The sequence below is a fragment of the Candidatus Polarisedimenticolia bacterium genome, assembly GCA_036004685.1.
Lineage (GTDB): Bacteria > Acidobacteriota > Polarisedimenticolia > Gp22-AA2 > AA152 > DASYRE01.
Genome location: DASYRE010000005.1, coordinates 41,860 through 57,000, shown reverse-complemented (window position 1 = coordinate 57,000; position 15,141 = coordinate 41,860). Strand labels below are relative to the sequence as shown.

15 protein-coding genes are annotated in these 15,141 nt (G+C 67.5%); 4 read left to right on the top strand and 11 right to left on the bottom strand.

Translation table 11 applies throughout. The annotated features are described in order from the left end of the window. Positions 1-8: 8 nt before the first annotated feature. Positions 9-803: a cytochrome c biogenesis protein CcsA gene (gene ccsA, locus VGR67_00605; GenBank protein HEV8334902.1), complete on the bottom strand. Its 795-nt coding sequence runs from the start codon at positions 801-803 to the stop codon at positions 9-11. A gap of 231 nt (positions 804-1,034) precedes the next feature. On the opposite strand from ccsA, the gene VGR67_00600 reads away from it, so the two are divergent. Beyond that, complete coding sequence (locus tag VGR67_00600; GenBank protein HEV8334901.1) at positions 1,035-1,682, top strand: HAD family hydrolase; 648 nt, start codon at positions 1,035-1,037, stop codon at positions 1,680-1,682. Between the two features lie 31 nt (positions 1,683-1,713). On the opposite strand, the gene VGR67_00595 is transcribed toward VGR67_00600, so the two are convergent. The 10 genes from VGR67_00595 to truA all read right to left on the bottom strand — a co-directional run bounded on the left by VGR67_00595 (position 1,714) and on the right by truA (position 11,085). Then, complete coding sequence (locus VGR67_00595) at positions 1,714-2,337, bottom strand: prepilin-type N-terminal cleavage/methylation domain-containing protein (protein HEV8334900.1); 624 nt, start codon at positions 2,335-2,337, stop codon at positions 1,714-1,716. A 7-nt stretch (positions 2,338-2,344) separates the two neighbouring features. Next, positions 2,345-2,731: a helix-hairpin-helix domain-containing protein gene (locus tag VGR67_00590; GenBank protein ID HEV8334899.1), complete on the bottom strand. Its 387-nt coding sequence runs from the start codon at positions 2,729-2,731 to the stop codon at positions 2,345-2,347. Between the two features lie 107 nt (positions 2,732-2,838). Beyond that, positions 2,839-3,105, bottom strand: coding sequence for a hypothetical protein (locus VGR67_00585; GenBank protein ID HEV8334898.1), 267 nt, complete (start codon positions 3,103-3,105; stop codon positions 2,839-2,841). A 240-nt stretch (positions 3,106-3,345) separates the two neighbouring features. Beyond that, on the bottom strand, positions 3,346-4,932 hold the full coding sequence (gene serA, locus VGR67_00580) for a phosphoglycerate dehydrogenase (GenBank protein ID HEV8334897.1): 1,587 nt from the start codon (positions 4,930-4,932) through the stop codon (positions 3,346-3,348). Beyond that, entirely contained in the window at positions 4,929-5,999 is a 1,071-nt protein-coding gene (locus VGR67_00575) for an alanine--glyoxylate aminotransferase family protein (protein HEV8334896.1), read from the bottom strand. Before VGR67_00575 ends, serA begins: the two co-directional genes overlap by 4 nt. Positions 6,000-6,043: 44 nt before the next feature. After that, positions 6,044-7,390, bottom strand: a complete 1,347-nt coding sequence (gene rseP, locus VGR67_00570; GenBank protein ID HEV8334895.1) for an RIP metalloprotease RseP — start codon at positions 7,388-7,390, stop codon at positions 6,044-6,046. Then, positions 7,387-8,559, bottom strand: coding sequence for a 1-deoxy-D-xylulose-5-phosphate reductoisomerase (locus tag VGR67_00565; GenBank protein ID HEV8334894.1), 1,173 nt, complete (start codon positions 8,557-8,559; stop codon positions 7,387-7,389). Before VGR67_00565 ends, rseP begins: the two co-directional genes overlap by 4 nt. 18 nt (positions 8,560-8,577) lie before the next feature. Then, a complete protein-coding gene (locus VGR67_00560) occupies positions 8,578-9,375 on the bottom strand; it encodes a phosphatidate cytidylyltransferase (protein HEV8334893.1) in 798 nt (265 codons plus the stop codon). A gap of 21 nt (positions 9,376-9,396) precedes the next feature. Further along, positions 9,397-10,209: an isoprenyl transferase gene (locus tag VGR67_00555; protein ID HEV8334892.1), complete on the bottom strand. Its 813-nt coding sequence runs from the start codon at positions 10,207-10,209 to the stop codon at positions 9,397-9,399. A 126-nt stretch (positions 10,210-10,335) separates the two neighbouring features. After that, a complete protein-coding gene (gene truA, locus VGR67_00550) occupies positions 10,336-11,085 on the bottom strand; it encodes a tRNA pseudouridine(38-40) synthase TruA (protein ID HEV8334891.1) in 750 nt (249 codons plus the stop codon). A gap of 135 nt (positions 11,086-11,220) precedes the next feature. Between truA and VGR67_00545 the strand changes: the two genes are divergently transcribed. The 3 genes from VGR67_00545 (at position 11,221) to VGR67_00535 (ending at position 15,136) form a co-directional block, all read left to right on the top strand. Next, positions 11,221-12,855 (top strand): GWxTD domain-containing protein, encoded by a 1,635-nt coding sequence (locus VGR67_00545; GenBank protein ID HEV8334890.1) that lies wholly within the window; start codon positions 11,221-11,223, stop codon positions 12,853-12,855. A gap of 114 nt (positions 12,856-12,969) precedes the next feature. After that, positions 12,970-14,448, top strand: coding sequence for a GWxTD domain-containing protein (locus tag VGR67_00540; GenBank protein HEV8334889.1), 1,479 nt, complete (start codon positions 12,970-12,972; stop codon positions 14,446-14,448). Between the two features lie 7 nt (positions 14,449-14,455). Continuing rightward, entirely contained in the window at positions 14,456-15,136 is a 681-nt protein-coding gene (locus VGR67_00535) for an ankyrin repeat domain-containing protein (GenBank protein HEV8334888.1), read from the top strand. Positions 15,137-15,141 lie beyond the last annotated feature (5 nt).

Genomic DNA, 15,141 nt, shown 5'->3' with positions numbered 1-15,141 from the left:
CGGCCTCCTCACAGCGCCACCCCGATCATGCGCAGGATCAGGGCCGCGAAGGCGACGATCGTGAGGTAGGCGACCTTCTTCCCCCGCCAGCCGCGCAACAGGCGGGCGGTGATGATGACGCCGAGGATCATCCAGGCCAGCAGGGCGAACGTCTCCTTCCCCTCCCACAGCCAGTAGCGGCTCCGGAAATTCGCGCTCCAGATCCCGCCGGTGACGATCGTCAGCGTCAGCAACGGGAAGCCCCACATCAGCGAGAGCTTGCCGATCGAGTCGCACTTCTCGAGCGACGGCAGCTTCACTCCGAAGCGCACGGGCCGCTTCTCCTTCAGGCCGCGCTCCTGGACGAGATAGAGCACGCTCGCGGCGAACGTCAGGCACAGCGCCGCCGCGCCCAGGACGGCGATGCAGATGTGGAACGTCATCAGGACTTGCTCGAAGTCGCGCGAGACCGGCAGGACGTCGTTCGGCAGAAAATTCGAGATGAAAATGAGGATCAGGACGAGGGGAAGAAAGACGACGCCGAGGACCTCCAGCCGGGTCCGCACAAACGAGACGAGATAGACGAGGACCACCGCCGCGCAAAGGAGCGAAAGGACGTCCCGGTAATCGCGCACCGGAAGGCCTCCGACACGGATCCCCTCGATCCCCAGATAGGCGACGTGCGCCACGAGTCCGCCCAGCGCCAGGAGAGGCGTCCAGAGGAACGGCTTACGGATGCGGAGGACGGTGGCCGCGAAGGCGGAACCCGCGGCCAGGACGTACAACCCCACCACCACTCGGAGAAGGAGGAGAGTCGAGCTCATCGAAATTCATTGTAGCATCGGCGACTCGGGCCGAGAAGGGAAGCCGGACCGTCCGCACGGGGAGGGACCCCCGGGGACGGCCGAGTGTCGGGCGCATCCCCGGGAGCCGGTTCGGTCATCGGGTGCAGGGTGGCGGCGGGAAGTGAGGCGGGGGCCGGGCCGGCGGATTGCCGCCCTCCGGGCCGGGTGCTATCCTCCCGGTCCCGCCGGAGCGGGCCCTGGAGGTGAGATCTGATTCGTTGCGTTCTCTTCGACCTGGATGGGACTCTCCTCGATTCCTACGAAGCGATCGCCGAGAGCTTGAACGCCGCCCGCACTTCGTTCGGCTTTCCGGCCTATCCTCGGGAGGAAGTGATCAAGATGGTCGGCCACGGTCTGGAGAGCCTCATGGAAGAGGCGGTCGGTCCCGAGCGCGTCGAGGAAGGCGTCCGCATCTTCCGCGACCGGTACCGGGAGATTTCCCTGTCGAAGAGCTTTCTGTTGCCGGGAGCGGAGAAGACTTTGAAGACGCTGCACGAGCGCGGGTACCGGCTCGCGGTCCTCAGCAACAAGCCGGCCTTCTTCAGCCGGAGGATCCTGGATCACCTGGGGGTCGGTCATTGGATTCCCGTCCTCTACGGTCCCGATCTCGCCGCTCCGAAGCCGGCGCCCGAAATGGTCTTCCGCTCGCTCTCCGATCTGGGCTGCGCCCTCGGCGAGGCGATCCTGGTCGGCGACATGCGCGTCGATCGGGACACGGCGCGCGTCGCCGGGATACCCTTCTATGCGGTCGCCACGGGATCGGAGAGCCGCGAAGAGCTGCTTTCCTCCCGACCCGACTTGTTCCTCGACCGGCTGGAGGATCTGCTGCTTCTCCTTCCTGCGCTCCCCCCCGAGTAGGAGGCCCGCCGCGGGAAACCGCTGCCGGCGTCTAAGAACCCTCGCGCCAGCCTCCCTCCGGGTCGAACCGGAAGACGCGGATTCGTCCCGTCGGGCCGTACACCACGACCGCCAGCACGCGGCGGCCGTCGGTCAGATACAGCGTCCCGCCGGAGACCGATCCTGCGGGGGAGAATCCGATGATGTCGCTGCCGCCGAACTTGACCGGATCCGCCGGGTCCGGAATCGATCCCGTTCCGGGAGGGATTTCGGGCACCGGGGCGGCGGGAAGGCCGAAGCGGATTCCCTCGAAGCGGCTCCCGGGATCCTCGGGTCCCTGCAAGAGCGGGTCGCGGAGCGCGAGAATGTCGGCGGTCCGAATTCCATTGCCGTTCCCGTCCCGGTAGGTCGAATAGCTCCAGGACTCCCCCGCGCGAACGAATCTCAGTCCGAACGCGGCCCGCTCGGAGACCGAGCGCTGCCGGAGTCCCCGCAGCAGAACCGCCACTTCGAATCCCGCGGCGCGCAGCCGCTCGCGCGCCACCGCCGCGGCCACCCACGGAACCGAGACGGCGATCACGATCCCGAGCAACGCGAGGACGACGAGCGCTTCCAAAAGCGAAAAGCCCGGCGAAGGGCCGGCGCGCGTCGAGGCGTTCCTCCGGCCCTTCGCCACGGCGGATCTACTTTCCGGAAACGGTGACCCGTTCCCTGATCTTGTCGAGCGTTTTCTCGCCGATCCCCTGCACGTTGAGGAGATCCTCCAGTTTCTTGAAGGGGCCGTTCTTCTCCCGGAAGTCGACGATCCTCTTGGCGTAGGAGGGGCCGATGCCGGGAAGAGCGGTCAGCTCCTCGACCCCGGCGGTGTTCAGGTTGACCTTCGCCGCCTTCTCTTCAGCGGCGGCTCCCCGCGCGGGTGCCGGCGCCGCGAGGAGCGCGAGGACGACAAAGGCCGCCAGGACGAGCCATGCGGTGGGACGATTCAAGGCTTGCATGTCGATTCGATCTCCCGTGAATTGGATGTTGGTCTCAAGATGGTCGGTCTCAAGGCGGCTGCGCCGCCGCGACATTCTGTTTCTCCCGGCACCTCCTGAATGGAAACCCTGGGGGAGGGGGGATCTTCCGATCCCCCTTCCGCGCCCCGCAGAGGCCCTCCGAGCGATGGAGAGCCGATCGGTTAATGGGACCTCTGCGCTCCCCCAAGCTCCGCGATCGTTCCCTTCCCGGCTTCTCCCCCTTCGGCCAGAACGCCGAGCCGACGCCGAAGACTGGAGAGTCCCATGCAGAGATACAGAAAGCCGTCCTCCCCTTCTTCGATCCGGAAGACGGGATCGACCGTCAGGGTGTAGCGGCGCCGCCCGAGCAGCAGCGACACCCGCTCTCCCGCGAGCGCCTTGAGCACCAGCAGCTCCAGATCCTTCGGCTTGAACGGCGATTTCTCCACGTCGGCCTCCTCGCGGGGAAGCGTCGATTCCGCTTCGTCCCGGCCGCGGAACTTATGGCAATGGACGTGCCAATCCTCGCGGATCGGGCCCCGAGCTTGAGGAAAGATGGAAAGTGCCTGCAGGACGCGGAGTTTCGCGGCTCCGCCGCGGGCGGGGCCGCACCGGCCGGCACGCCCGCCGGCGCTTCCGGCGGTCGGCGGCGGAACATCGCGTGAACGGCGTGTTACGGAACGGCTTGTTTAGATGGAGACTTGCTCGGCCCAGAGGATACCGCTCAGATGGCGGATGCGGGACAGCAGATCGGGGGCGACGGGACTGTCCAGATTGAGGATGGCGATGGCCCGGCCGCCGCTGCGGTCCCGGCCGAGCGAGAGCTGCGCGATGTTGATCCCGGCCTCGCCCAGAATCGTCCCCAGGCTCCCCACCATCCCCGGCCGGTCGTCGTTCGAGCAGATCAGCATCTCGCCCGACGGGACCGCGTCGAAGTCGTAGTCGTCGAGGCGGACGATCCGGAGATCGCGCTTGCCGAACAGGGTGCCGGCAATCGTGCGGACCCGCTCCCCGGTCCGCAGACGGGTGGTGATGAGGGAGCTGTAATCGCTCGAGTCGGAAGAGCGGACCTCGTTCACCCGCAGGCCGATCTCGCGGGCCAGGAGGGCCGCGTTCACCCGGTTCACGGGCTCCGTGACGATGCCCTGCAGGTATCCTTTCAGAAAGGCCGCGACCAGGGCGGGGACGGGATGGTCGAGCAGGGCTCCGCTGAACTCGATGGTGACTTCTTCGCCGGCCGGATGCGCCATCCGCGATTGCAGGCGCCCCAGCCGCTCCGCCAGATCCAGCCAGGGGCCGAGGACGCGCAGGACCTCCGGGTCGATCGCTTCGACGTTCACCGCCCCGGCCACCGAGCCGCGCTCCAGATACGCGACGATCTGCTCGGCGATGCGGGCCGCCACTTTCTCCTGGGCCTCGAGGGTGGAGGCGCCGAGATGCGGCGTAGCCACCACCGTATCCCGGCGGACGAGCGGATGATCCTCGCCCGGAGGCTCCTTCTCGAAGACGTCCAGGGCGGCCCCCGCCACTCTTCCGTCCTGCAGAGCCTTCTCCAGCGCCTGCTCGTCCACGATGCCGCCGCGGGCGCAGTTGACGATCCGCAGCCCGGGCTTGCAGCGCCCCAGCTCCGCCGGGCCGATGAGGCGGCGGGTCTGGGCGTTGAGCGGAACGTGAACGGTCAGGAAGTCGGCCCGGGCGATCAGATCGGGAAGCGCGAGCATCTGGAACCCCAGTCGCGCGACCACCTCCTCCGGAAGAAACGGGTCGAAGCCGCAAATCTCCATGCCGAAGGCTCGGGCCCGGGCCGCCACTTCGCGCCCGACTTTTCCGAGGCCGACGACGCCGAGGATCTTGCCGAGGAGCTCGACGCCCAGGAACTTCTCGCGATCCCACTTTCCGGCCTTGAGGGAGCGATCGGCGCGAGGGATATTCCGGGCCAGCGAGAGCATCAGCGACAGGGTGTGCTCGGCGGCCGCGATCGTGTTCTCGCCGGGCGCGTTCATCACCACGATGCCGCGCCGGGTGGCGGCGGCGACGTCGATGTTGTCGACCCCGGTGCCCGCCCGGCCCACCACCTTCAAGGCGGGCGCCGCGGCGAGGACCTCGTCGGTGACCTTCGTCTCCGAGCGCACCACCAGGCCCGCCGCGCCGGAGATGGCTTCCCGAAGCGAGGCGGCGCCGGAGCGCCCCAGAGCGATCACCTCCAGTCCCGCGCGGGAGAGGATCTCTCCACAGACGGGAGCGACCGGATCGGCGATCACGACGCGCTGGCTCATCCGGACAAGACCTCGTCCATGGCGGCGAGCAGCCCCTCCACGCCTTCGAGGGTGTGCTCCCCCAGGTGCCCGATGCGGAAGGTGGCCTCCTTGAGAGTGCCGTAGCCGTTCGAGATCTGGTACCCGCGGCTCTTCAAGGACTCCAGGAAGGAGGCCACCCGGATCTTGCGGCTGTTGGCGACGCAGGTCACGGTGTCGGACTCGAAGCCGGGCTCCGCGAGCACCGCGAACTTCTCCCTCGCCCAGCGGCGCACCCGCTCCCCCATCGCCGCGTGGCGCGCGAAGCGCCGGGGAAGTCCTTCGGCGAGGATGTGGTCGAACTGGGCCTGGAGCGCGAAGAGATGGGACACCGAGGGAGTGGCGAGCGGCATCCCCTTGGCGGAGGCTTCCGCGAGCCGGATGAAATCGAAGTAATAGCCGCGTCCCTTGCGGGCCCGCGCCCGCTCCAGCGCCGCCTCCGATACCGCGCCCAGGGCAAACCCGGGCGGCAGCGCGAGCGCCTTCTGGACCGAGGCGAAGCAGACGTCGATTCCGAGACGATCCACCTCCACCGGGATGCCGCCCAGCGAGCTGACGGCGTCCACCATCAGGAGGACGCCGGGGCGCGCGCGGACGACGCGCGCGATCGCCTCGAGCGGGTGGGTCACTCCGGTGGAGGTCTCGTTGTGGGTGACGCAGACGGCGTCGTAGTCGCCGCGCGACAGCGCCTCCTCGACCCGCTCGGGCCGGATCGCGAATCCGGGCTCGGCCTGCACCACGCCGGGATCGAAGCCGCAATCGGCGGCGATCTGCCGCCACCGCTCGCCGAACGCGCCGCCGACGAGATGCAGCGAGCGCCTGGCGATGCAGTTGCGCACCGCGCCCTCCATCAGGCCCGAAGCCGAAGAGCTCGACAGGAGAATCGTCCCCTCGGTCATGAAGATGCAGCGCGCCTTGGCGACGATGTCCCGGACCATCTCCTCCATCGGGGCTCCCCGATGGGAGATGACGGGGCGGGCCATCGCCTGCAGAATCTCCGGGCGCACCTCGGTCGGGCCCGGAGTGAAGAGAAGCGGTCGGTGCCCCAACGAGGATCTCCTCAGGTCGCCCGGCGGCCGCGCCGGGCCGCCGGTCATTGGAAGAAGTTCTTGAGCCGCTCGAAATTGTTGGAGTTCTTGGCGATGTCCAGGTAGACGATGGTCCCCATCAGCAGGAGAAGGAGGTAGAACCCCACCTGCATCAGCCGCTCCTTGATCTTGAGGCTCAAATCGCGACGCATCAGCCCCTCGATGAAGAGGATGAAGATGTGACCGCCGTCGAGGACGGGAAAGGGAAGCAGATTGATCACGCCCAGCTGAAGGCTGATCAGAGCCATGAACTGAAGGAAGGGCTTCCAGCCCTCCCGGAAGGTCTGCCCCGAGATCTTGTAGATGTCGATCGGGCCCGACATGGTCCGCAGCGAAAGCTGCCGGGTGAAGAGCTTGCGCAGCGTCGTGAAGACGAGATCCACGTTCTTCCAGTTCCACGAGACGCTCGCGGCCAGGGCGCCGGGCAGCGGGTACTGGCGAATCTTCTCGTCGGTCGAGGGATCCCAGGTGATTCCGATGCGGCCCTGGCCGCTGTCCCCCGCCGGGACGACCGTCATCTCGCTGGTCCGACCGCCGCGCTGGACGGTGAGGCGCACCGGGACGCCGATCGACTTCCGCAAGACCTGCGACGCCATCTCGAAATGGCTGATCTCCTGGCCGTTCACCGCCAGGATCCGGTCCCCGGCCTGCAGCCCCGCCGTCGCGGCGGGTGAGCCGGCGTCGATCTGCTTGATCTGGGCGGTCATCACCGGGAAGATGCCGGCGTACCCGATCTCGTACGCCGTGATCGATTCGAGGACGATCTGCCGGTTCAGCGGCTTTCCGGCCCGGTCCACCGTCACCGTCGTGGCCTGCCCCGGGCTCAGGGTCACCGCCATGAGCAGATCCCCCCAGTTCCGGATCGCCTTCGTGCCCAGCTTCACGATCCGATCGCGCGGCTCGATCCCGGCCTTGGACGCCGGGGAGTCGGGGGCGACGATCCCCACGACCGCGGGCTGGGTCAGATAGGCGGGCTCCGGAATCCCCGCCCGGTAGACGATCGTCATCAGGACGATCGCCGCCAGGATGTTCGTCGTGGCCCCCATGATGAGGACCGCCAAGCGCTGAACCTTCGGGCGGGACAGGAATTCACCCGAGTCGCCGGCGAGCGACTCGTCGGGGTTTTCTCCCCGCATCTTCACGTACCCCCCGAGCGGCAGCAGCGAGAGCCGGTAGTCGGTCCCCTTGCGGCGCACGCCGAACAGCCGCGGGCCGAAGCCGACGGAGAACACCTCCACGTCGATCCCGAGAAGCTTGGCCACGGTGAAGTGCCCCAGCTCGTGGATGAGGATCAGGATCCCCAGGACGATGGCGAAGGCGCCCAGGCTCTGGAAGCTCAGGAAATGGCTCATGCGGCGGCGCCTTTCATGAGGATCTCCTCCGCCAGCCGGCGAGACTCCCGGTCGGCTTCGAGGATGGGGGAAAGCGAATCGGCCGGTTGCGGCGCGTGTTTCTCCAGGACCTTCTCGATCACCCGCGGGATGTCCAGGAGCCGGGCGCGACGCGCCAGGAACGCCGCGACGGCGATCTCGTTGGCGGCGTTCAGCGCCGTGGTAGCGGTCCCCCCAGCGGCGAGCGCCCGGTAGGCCAGCGACAGGCAGGGAAACCGGACGGGATCGGGGGCGGAGAACTCCAGGGCCGGCGCGGCGGCGAGATCCAGCGCCGGCAGCGGCGAGACCCAGCGATCGGGATAGGTCAGCGCATAGAGGATCGGCAGGCGCATGTCGGGAGTCCCCATCTGGCAGATGACCGAGCCGTCCTGCATCTCGACCATCGAATGGACCAGGCTCTGCGGGTGGAGCAGGACCTCGATCCTCTCCGGCTCGATCCCGAACAGCCAATGCGCCTCGATCACCTCGAGGCCCTTGTTCATGAGAGTGGCGGAGTCGACGCTGATTTTCGGCCCCATCTCCCAGGTGGGATGGCGGAGAGCCTGCTCGGGCCCCGCCTCCTCCATCTCGCTCAGCGTGGAGAGCCGGAACGGGCCTCCCGAGGCGGTCAGGATGAGCCGGCGGACTTCGTCCGTCCTCTCTCCCCTCAGGCACTGATGCAGGGCGCAGTGCTCGCTGTCGACCGGCAGGAGGCGCGCGCCGCTGCGCCGCGCTTCCTGCAGCATCAGGCTTCCGGCCATCACCAGCGTCTCCTTGTTCGCCAGGGCGACGGTCTTGCCGGCTTGAATCGCGCCCAAGGTGGGCCGGAGGCCCGCCCCGCCGACGATCGCGCAGACGACGCGATCAGCCTCGGGATGCGCGGCGACCTGCCGGAGGCCTTCTTCCCCCGTGGCCGCCTCCACTCCGAGGGAGGCGCACCGGGAGACCCATTCCGGAGAGCTCTTCGCGTCGGATAGGACCGCGAGCCTCGGATGGAACCGCTCGACCTGGCCGGCCAGGAGCGCCGCGTTCCGCCGCGCCGCCAGGGCCACCACTTCGAAGCGGTCCGGGAATCGCGAGATCAGGTCCAGCGCCTGGACTCCCACCGAGCCGGTCGATCCGAGAATGGCGATCCGCGTCCGGGACGACATGATTCCTTCGAGACTCCCTCAGCGCAGCCAGAAGAGAAAGTAATAGTAAAGGATCGGCCCGCCGAAGAGAAGGCTGTCGCATCGATCCAGCATGCCGCCGTGGCCGGGGACCAGCGAGGCGCTGTCCTTGAGGCCCGAGCCGCGCTTCCACATCGACTCCACCAGATCGCCCAGGATGCCGACGGCGGCCAGGAGAAGACCGGCCAGCGCGGCGTCCGCGGCCCTCAGCGGCTGGAAGAACCAGGCGCGCGCCGAGAGCGCCGCGACGACGCTGCCGGCGGCGCCGGCCAGCGCTCCCTCCACCGTCTTCCGCGGGCTGACGCGGGGCGAGAGAGGATGCCGGCCGAGCAGCGAGCCGACGTAATAGGCGGCGGCGTCCCCGCCCCACACCACCAGATAGAGAAAGAAAACCAGGTCCCGCCCCACTTCCTCTCCAAGGTTTCGCAGGAGGAGCTGGTAACCGAGAAGCGTCGACAGGAAGAGGGCGGAGAAGACCGTCACCGCATCCGAGCCGAGGCTTTCCCCCAGGGGACGGCGGCCGAGAAGCGACAGAATCGGCACCACGGCGAGGCCGGCGAACAGCGGCACGGCCAGCGGGAGCCGGAAGCCGCCGAAGAAGGAGTAGAGGATCGCCAGCGCCAGCAGGGCGCCCGCCGGTCGGTTGCAGTGGAATCCGCGAAGCTCCGCGAGACGGTAGAGCTCCAGGATCCCCAGCACGCAGGCCGCGGCGATCAGAATCCCGAAGAAACGGGGCGGAAGGCGGACCAGGACGATGAAAAGAGGGAGGAATACGACCGCCGAGAGAACGCGTTTCATGTCCGGGTGGCGGACAAGGCGTCAGGCTCCGATCTTGGCCGGGGCGTGGCGCGGAGCCGATTCCTCCACCACCCGGCCGTAGCGCCGCTCGCGCTTCTGGAAATCGACGATGGCCTGAAGCAGCTGGCGGCGGCGGAAGTCGGGCCAGAGCGTCTCCGTCACCCAGATCTCGGCGTAGGCGATTTGCCAGAGCAGGAAATTGCTCACCCGAAGCTCGCCGCTCGTGCGGATGAGCAGGTCGGGATCGGGCTGCCCGGCCGTGTAAAGGTAGCGCGACAGCACTTCCTCCGTGAGCTCGGTCCACGAGGCCTCGCCGCTGGCCTTCTCCTCCATCGCCCGCCGGCAGGCGTCGACAATTTCGGTCCGGCCTCCGTAGGAAAGGGCGATATTGAAGAGCAGCCCGGTGTTCTCCCGGGTGGCCTCGATCCCTTTGCGCAGCTCCTTCTTGACGCTTTCGCCGAGCTCGTGGAAACGCCCGATCACCTCGAATCGAATGTTGTTCCGGTTCAAGGTGTTCAGCTCCCGGGCGAGAAACTCCTTCAACAGCTCCATGAGCGTGTCGATCTCGCGGCGGGGCCGCTTCCAATTCTCCACCGAAAAGGCGTACAGCGTCAGCACCTGAAGGCCGAGACGGGCCGCGGTCTCCACGACCTCGCGGACCGCGGTGATTCCGGCGCGATGGCCGGCGACCCTCGGCAGGCTTCGCGACTTGGCCCAGCGCCCGTTGCCGTCCATGATGATCGCGACGTGGCGCGGCAGGCGCGCGGGATCGATCGCCCGCAGGAGACGCTCCTCCTCCGATCCCTTCTGAATGTAGCCTTCCATGTCGATCATGATCGCGATCGTCCCAGCCGCCCGATGCGGGAGTGTTCGCATGCTACCACAGCGGCTCGAAGAGCCGCAAACCACGCCGAGGCGCCGAAATGCCGCTTCGCGTTGAGCTTACGCCTGCTCCCGCGCTCACATTCCAGCGGGGAAATGGACCTTTTCAAGCGTCAGTCCTTTCGCCGCGGCGGTAGGACCGGCCCGGGTTCGATCCCGGGCGTCCAGGATTTCAGGGATGGCCTCGGCGGCGATGCGGCCTCGCCCCACCTCGATCAGTGTCCCCACGATCGTGCGCACCAGATACTGCAGGAAGCCGTCCGCCGAGATGCGGAAGACCGCAACCTCGTCCGGCTCGCAGGCGAAACGCGCCTCGACGACGGTGCGGACGGCGTTCCGGCGCCGGCCTTCCGAGCCGCAGAATGCCGTGAAGTCGTGCCGGCCGAGGAAATGCGCCGCTGCGCTCTCCATGCGCGAGAGATCGAGCTTCCCGCGGATCGACTCGACGGTCGCCGACAGGAAGGGCGAGAGGACGGGCGCCTGTGAGAAGCGGTAGGCGTAGTCCTTCCGGACGGCGTGATGCCGCGCGTGGAATCCTTCGGGAGCCTCCTCCACCGAGACGATTCGGATGTCCCCGGGAAGAAAATGGTTCGCGCCCCGCAGGATTCCCAGGCAGGGAATCCTCGAGACGATCCGGAAGCTGGCGACCTGCCCGCGGGCGTGGACGCCGGCGTCGGTCCGTCCCGCCCCCGCAACCCGCACCCCCTCCCCGAACAGTCTGGACAGCGCCGTCTCGAGACACCCCTGGACGGTGGGCTGATCGGGTTGAATCTGCCAGCCTCGATAAGCGGTTCCAAGGTATTGCACGCGGAGCTTCAGGGTCCTCACGCGGCGCGTTTCCTCAGGATTGACGGGGAGAAGAAGGACTTCTAGTATGGCCTTATCAGGCTTGGCGTATTGCATTGTAGGAGGGGACCCCAACAGGGTCAAGGTTCCTTGGCGGACGCGAAGCTCCCCGTGCGAATGGTCCTTGTCGCGCTGACGCTGTGGTCTTCGGGGCTTGGTCTGGCCCGCGCCACCACGACGCCGGAGGCGGAGCGGAGGGCCTGGAACAAACCGACCCCCGATTGGTGGACCGGTCCGGTGCGTTACGCCCTCACCGAGGAGGAGACGCGCGAATACCGATTCTTCGGCTCCGTCTCCGAGCGCTCCGCCTTCATCGCCCGTTTCTGGGCGGCCCGCGATTCCACGCCGTTCACGCCCCGCAACGAGGAGGAAGAGTCGTTCTGGGAGCGCGTCTGCGCGGCGGACGAGCTCTTCGGCGAAACGACCCTTTCCGGGTGGCGCACCGATCGGGGGCGAGTCTACATCGTCCTCGGCCCGCCGGACGAAATCACCAATTATCCGGTCCCCTCGGCCGACGAGCTGGAGACCTCCCGGTTCTTCAACCAACGGCGGCGCGACACCGGGGATTTGCGGCCCGGCCAGCGCGGCGCCGTGGATTGGACCTACCGGAGCCTCAAGGGATCGCGCGGCAACAGCGACGGGATCGTCAGGTTCCTGCGCGACCAAACCGGCGAGTTCCGGCTTTCCGGAAAAATTCCCGGCGGCTTCCGGCTCGAGGGAGGCGCGGGGCTCATGGCGCTGCGCGCCGGCCAGCAACCCGGCTTCGGAAGCTCCGAGGCGGGCAGGCAGAGAATCCCCGGAGAGGACATCGCGGGCGGCGAGGGGCTCCCGTGGAACGATCTGCCGGACAGTCCCCTGTCGCGACCGGATCGATTCGAAGGCGGCCTGGGCGCCGCCGAGGATCTCTTCGGCTTCGGCCGGGCCTCTCTTTTCGAGAGGGACGAGGCGATTGGACCGGCGACGGGGGTCACGACCACCCAGTTCTTCGGCGTCGTGCCCTTGAGGAGCCGGTTCGATTTCTTCCAAAGCGGAAGCGCCACGACCGCCCTCATCACCCTGGCCATCCCCGCCGAGGAAATGGACAAGAGCCCGTCGGCCGCCGCCGAAATCTTCGGCCGCCTGGAAAAAGTGGGCGACCGGACCCAGGTCTACCAGTTCTCCTCGACCCATGCCGCGCCGGAGGAGGCGCCGCGGCAGGACGTCGGCGGACGCTTTCACCGTCTCTACGAAGTCCGGGGGGTTCTGCCGGCCGGGGAGTACCAGGTGAACCTCGGGGTCCGCGTCGGCCCGCGGATCGGTGCGGTCGGAGAGCGGGTCACCGTGCCCGACTTCAGCGGAGATCTCCTGCGGCTGACCGGCCCCGTTCTTGCCGAAGAGGTTCCGGACTTATCCGCCGCCGCGGCCGGCGGACGCGGCTTCGTTCTCGGGAAGCTGCGGATGCTGCCGAAGCTGGAGCCTTTCTTCCCTGTGGGCGGCGACTTCGGCTTCTATTTCCAGGTCTATCATGCCGTCCCGGCGGCGCCGGGGGGACGGCTTCATCTGGATCTCTCCTACGACATCTCCCGCAGAAGACAGGGGCGCTTCGTGGCTCAGGGGAAACCGGTCGTTCTCAGGGACAATTCCGCCCCGACGCATGCCTTCATCTTTCCGCTTCAAGGGTGGGATCGGGGAGAGTATCTGCTGACCGTGACCGTCTCCGATCGGGTCACCGGCCAGGTGGAGTCGTGCGGTGTCCCCTTCGTCGTCCAATGAGGGGAAGAGCGGCGGCTGGCAACCGGCCCGGGCCACGCCTATAATGTCGCGTCCCGTCGCGCGGAGCGTCCCGTATTCCTGGGTCGGAGCGCAGGGACAGTGAGGAGGGACGGCATGGTCAAGCGTCTAGGGTTCGGATCGATTCTGACCGGTTTGCTCGCGGCGACGCTTTCCTTCGCCGCCGAGATCCAGCCGGCGGACTGGAATCAACCCGGGAAGAAATGGTCCCACGGCCCGGTGCGCTGCCTCCTGACCGCCGAAGAGGAAAAGCAGCTCAAGGGGCTAAAAACCGACGAAGACTTCAAGCGGTTCGTGAAGGAGTTCTGGGAACGCCGGGACCCGACCCCCGGCACGCCGGCCAATGAATACCTCGAGTTCTTCGCGAAGCGGGTGGACGAGGCAAACAAGCGCTTCATCCAGACGACCGAGACGGGAGCCATCAGCGACCGCGGACAGGTCTTCCTCCTTCTCGGAATGCCGGCCAAGGTGAACACCGGCAAGAACATGGAGTGGGTCTACGAGAACGTCCCCCACGTGACGCCCGCCTCCTTCAAGATCCTCTTCCACGCGGTCGAGGCGGGAAACATCCTCCTTCTCGGGAAGAAGGACGTCGAGGCGATCTTCAACTCCAATGAATTCCTTCGCGGGCTCGGTCCGAAAGCCAAGGAGATCTTCGCGCCGGCGCCGGCCGTCGCCCAGGCCCTCCCCGCGCTCGAGTCGGCGCCTCCCCCGGAAGCCGCAGCCACCGAAGAGAGCAAGCTGCTCGATTCGCTGGCCGGAAGCGACCTGCTGCCCACCGCGATCCCCCTCCAGGTCCGAACCGACGTATACCAGGCCACGAAGGGAGATTCGTTCGCCGTCGTCACGCTCGCCGTGGCGCGCGCCGACGCCGGCTCCCCTCTCCTCGGCTTCGCCCGGTTCGCCGCGGAATCCGGGGACGTCCGCGCGGTCACCCTCGCGGCGCCCGACAGTTTCCTGCCGGCCGAGACGGAAAACGCCGATCCCTCGAGCTCCGTCCTGCTGTTCCAGGGAGGCGCCGGATTGCACCCCGGCCGCTACATCCTGCTCGCGGGAGTTCGCAGCCCGGAAACCGGCAAAGCGGGCGTCGTGAAACAATCGATCGAGATTCCGAAATACGAGGGGGGCGGCTTGGCGCTGAGCACCGTCGCCCTGGTCCGGAAGCTGGAAGGACCCCTGACCCCGCCGGCCGTGACGGACGGAAAGAAGGCTCCGTTCTACCTCGGCTCCTTCCGCGTCGTGCCGTCCCTGGACGGCGTCTTCAAGCAGGGAACCGACATGGCCTGGTACTATCAAATCTACAACGCGGCGACGGATCCTGCGACGGGGCAGCCCAACCTGACCATCCAATACGACTTCCTTCTGAAACAGAAGGGGGACTACCATCCCGTCACCGCGCCCCAGATCGAGAAGAACCGGACGAGTCAGATCGCCGCCTTCTCCTTCCAGCTCATCAAGCCCACCGCTACCCAGAAGGGCTGGGTGGACGGCGATTACAAGCTGGCCATCAAGGTCACCGACGAGGTCGCGCAGAAAAGCGTCACCCAGGAGATTCCCTTCCGGGTGATCCCTTAGGCGGGCCATGACGACTTCCGAGGAGATGATCGCCGCTCTCAAAGCCGGGGACACGGATCGAGTCACCGCGCTCCTGCGCTCCGATCCGAGCCTCTCCTCGACGCGGGATCCAGCCGGGGTCTCGATGGTCCTTCTGGCGGTCTACCTGGGGCGGAACGACCTGGCGCAGCTTTTGTGCGGCGGGCGCAAGATCCTCGACGTCTTCGAGGCCGCGGCCCTGGGCTCGCTCGGCGAGGTGACTTCGCTCGCGCGCTCCGAGCCGGGCCTGGTGAACGCCTATTCCTCCGACGGCTTTACCCCCCTTCACTTGGCGGCGTTCTTCGGGCATCCGGGAGTCGCGCGCCTGCTTCTGGACTGCGGCGCGGAGGTCGACGCCGAGTCGAGGAACGGCAGCCGGTTGCGACCGATCCACTCCGCGGCCGCCCACCGTCAGCCGGCCATCTCCCTGGAGATCGTCCGCCTTCTCCTGGCGCGCGGCGCCGATCCGAATCGCAAGCAGGAAAAGGGATACACGCCGCTGCACCAGGCCGCGGCGCAGGCCAACTTGAAGATGGTGGAGCTTCTGCTCGACCAGGGGGCCGAGGTCAACTCCCGGACCGACGACGGGCGCACCGCCCTCACCCTGGCGCGCGACAACGGGCACGACGCCGCCTCGGAGCTCCTCCGTCGCCGTGGCGGGGTCGAGTAGCCTGT

Bases quoted from the DNA above. Each gene is read 5' to 3' on its own strand.
- VGR67_00535 (HEV8334888.1), top strand. From the start codon at position 14,456: ATGACGACTTCCGAGGAGATGATCGCCGCTCTCAAAGCCGGGGACACG.
- rseP (HEV8334895.1), bottom strand. From the start codon at position 7,390: ATGAGCCATTTCCTGAGCTTCCAGAGCCTGGGCGCCTTCGCCATCGTC.
- VGR67_00545 (HEV8334890.1), top strand. From the start codon at position 11,221: ATGGTCCTTGTCGCGCTGACGCTGTGGTCTTCGGGGCTTGGTCTGGCC.
- VGR67_00590 (HEV8334899.1), bottom strand. From the start codon at position 2,731: ATGTCGCGGCGGCGCAGCCGCCTTGAGACCGACCATCTTGAGACCAAC.
- VGR67_00555 (HEV8334892.1), bottom strand. From the start codon at position 10,209: ATGATCGACATGGAAGGCTACATTCAGAAGGGATCGGAGGAGGAGCGT.
- ccsA (HEV8334902.1), bottom strand. From the start codon at position 803: ATGAGCTCGACTCTCCTCCTTCTCCGAGTGGTGGTGGGGTTGTACGTC.
- VGR67_00540 (HEV8334889.1), top strand. From the start codon at position 12,970: ATGGTCAAGCGTCTAGGGTTCGGATCGATTCTGACCGGTTTGCTCGCG.
- serA (HEV8334897.1), bottom strand. From the start codon at position 4,932: ATGAGCCAGCGCGTCGTGATCGCCGATCCGGTCGCTCCCGTCTGTGGA.
- VGR67_00565 (HEV8334894.1), bottom strand. From the start codon at position 8,559: ATGTCGTCCCGGACGCGGATCGCCATTCTCGGATCGACCGGCTCGGTG.
- VGR67_00560 (HEV8334893.1), bottom strand. From the start codon at position 9,375: ATGAAACGCGTTCTCTCGGCGGTCGTATTCCTCCCTCTTTTCATCGTC.